Below are 543 nucleotides of genomic sequence, written 5' to 3'. Positions count from 1 at the left end.
ATTGCAGTACCGTCGCCGCAGCCATCGGAAGCCAAAATGCGGTTAGGCCCGACGCTAAATTCAGCATGCATCACTTTATTATCGAAACCTTCCTGCAGCATCTCGTCTGGTACCGGCTCTGGGCTCTCATTGAAACGCATCAACATCTCTACTTTGGCGTTGAGGTGTTGTTGGTAAAAGTTTAGCGCCTCTTCGCAGCGACCTGAAAAAAACAAATAGCTATTGATTGTCGATTGTTGCATAGCGAGAGTGTTGCGCAGTTCTTTCTCGCGCCGGCTAATCTCGCCGCTGGTGTCGATCTCGGCAAAATCATCCATTTCATAGAATGAACGAATTTCAATGTCGGACACTTCCTGCATCGGGTTTGGGCATTTTTTTACCCATTCAAGCGCTTCGTCCATTGATTGAACATTCCATATCCAATAACCCGCAATTAACTCATTAGTTTCAACGAACGGTCCCTTTGTAACCTGGCGATCGGCGCCATTAAAGCGCACTCGAAAGCCCTCGCTACTGGGCTTTAACCCCTCGCCAGACGCCATA

General features: G+C 48.4%; 1 protein-coding gene. It reads right to left on the bottom strand.

Annotated elements, in window-relative coordinates; genetic code table 11:
• Positions 1-543, bottom strand: a 543-nt coding sequence (locus ACFQEU_RS17850) for a YciI family protein (protein WP_379784337.1), incomplete at both ends; no start/stop codon positions are given.

It is taken from the genome of Halorubrum tibetense (genome assembly GCF_042661865.1).
Lineage (GTDB): Archaea > Halobacteriota > Halobacteria > Halobacteriales > Haloferacaceae > Halorubrum > Halorubrum tibetense.
This window is presented reverse-complemented; position numbering and strand designations above follow the sequence as displayed.